We start from the raw sequence: 2,054 nt of genomic DNA on the forward strand, positions 1-2,054 counted from the left end.
GGATTAGAACACTTATTATGAGATTAACGCAAATGCCTTCTGAATTTCAGAAGGCTTTACCAGTATTAGAAAAAATTAAAGAAGCAGGCTTTGAGGCCTATTTTGTTGGGGGCTCTGTTCGAGATGCCCTCCTCAATCGTCCCATCCACGATGTGGATATTGCGACTTCTTCTTATCCAGAGGAGACCAAGCAGATTTTTCCGCGAACAGCCGATATTGGAATCGAGCACGGAACTGTCTTAGTTTTAGATGGGGACGAGGAGTATGAGGTAACCACCTTTCGGACCGAAGATGTCTATGTGGACTACCGCAGACCCAGTGCGGTTTCCTTTGTGCGTTCGCTAGAAGAAGACCTCAAGCGCCGTGATTTCACAGTCAATGCCTTCGCTTTGGATGAGACAGGTGAAATCATTGACTTGTTCCATGGTTTAGAAGATTTGAAATACCAAGTTTTACGAGCAGTTGGAGTGGCTAGTGAGCGTTTTAACGAAGATGCTCTGCGAATTATGCGTGGTTTCCGTTTTCAGGCCAGTCTCGGTTTTAAACTTGAGTCAGAAACTTTTGAAGCGATGAAGACTTTGACGCCACTTTTGGAGAAAATTTCTGTGGAGCGCACCTTCGTTGAGTTTGATAAGCTCTTGCTGGCACCTTTTTGGCGAGTTGGTCTGGCTTCCATGATTGAGAGTCGAGCTTATGACTATCTTCCAGATATGGCAGGAAGCCAAGACAAGCTCAACAAACTGTTTGATTTGAAGACTGATTTCACTTTTGAGTCTTCCGAACAAGCCTGGGCGGCTCTATTGTGGGCTATGGAGATTAAAGATGCACAGCCATTTTTGAAAGCTTGGAAAACCTCACGACAGTTTGCCAAGCAGGTGCAGGATTTACTGACTATTTTGGCTTTGCGAGAAGAAGGTGAGCTGAGCAAGCGTGATTGTTACCGCTTTGACTTGGATTCCCTTCTACAAGCTGAAAGTCTTCGTCAGGCCCAAGGGAAAGAAGTCAACCCACAAACCATCAAAGAAACTTACCATAGTTTGACCATTCATGATAAGAAAGAAATCCAGATTAATGGTGGAATTTTGATTAAGGAATATGGTTACCAGCCAGGACCAGACTTGGGAGAGATTTTAACAGAGATTGAGTTTGCCATTGTCGATGGAGAGTTGGAAAATGATCGTCAAGCTATCCATGCTTACCTGAGGGAGAAAAAATGAGTGATTTTATCGTTGAAAAACTAAGCAAATCCGTTGGTGACAAGACCGTTTTTAAGGATATTTCCTTTATCATCCATGACTTGGATAGAATTGGTCTGATTGGTGTCAATGGGACTGGTAAGACCACTCTGTTAGATGTTCTTTCTGGTGTTTCTGGCTTTGATGGGGATGTCAGTCCCTTTTCGGCTAAGAATGACTACAAGATTGGCTACTTGACTCAGAATCCAGATTTTGATGATAGCAAGACAGTTTTGGACACGGTTCTGTCCAGCGACCTCAAGGAAATCCAGTTGATTCGTGAGTATGAGTTAATCATGCTCAACTACAGTGAGGACAAGCAGGCTCATTTGGAACGGGTCATGGCAGAGATGGATTCTCTCCAAGCCTGGGAAATTGAAAGCCAGGTCAAGACGGTCCTCAGCAAGCTGGGTATTCAGGACTTGTCGACTCCAGTTGGTGAATTGTCAGGCGGTTTGAGAAGACGGGTTCAGTTGGCGCAAGTTCTCCTAGGAAACCACGACCTCTTGCTTCTGGACGAGCCGACCAACCACCTGGACATTGCGACCATTGAGTGGCTGACTCTTTTTTTGAAAAATTCCAAGAAGACCGTTCTCTTTATCACCCACGATCGTTATTTCCTAGATGCACTATCAACGCGGATTTTCGAGTTGGACCGAGCAGGCTTGACCGAGTATCAGGGAAATTACCAGGACTATGTTCGCCTCAAGGCTGAACAAGATGAGCGTGACGCTGCCCTTCTCCACAAAAAAGAACAACTTTATAAGCAAGAACTGGCCTGGATGCGCAGACAACCACAGGCACGTGCGACCAAGCAAC

At 45.2% G+C, this 2,054-nt stretch carries 2 protein-coding genes; both read left to right on the plus strand.

The window, feature by feature from the left end; genetic code table 11:
• Positions 1-17 precede the first annotated feature (17 nt).
• A complete protein-coding gene (locus GMD4S_RS08325) occupies positions 18-1,217 on the plus strand; it encodes a CCA tRNA nucleotidyltransferase (protein ID WP_008284388.1) in 1,200 nt (399 codons plus the stop codon).
• Positions 1,214-2,054, plus strand: an 841-nt coding sequence (locus GMD4S_RS08330; RefSeq protein ID WP_001279103.1) for an ABC-F family ATP-binding cassette domain-containing protein, incomplete at its 3' end; no start/stop codon positions are given. The genes GMD4S_RS08325 and GMD4S_RS08330, both read left to right, overlap by 4 nt.

The organism is Streptococcus sp. GMD4S (genome assembly GCF_000296955.1).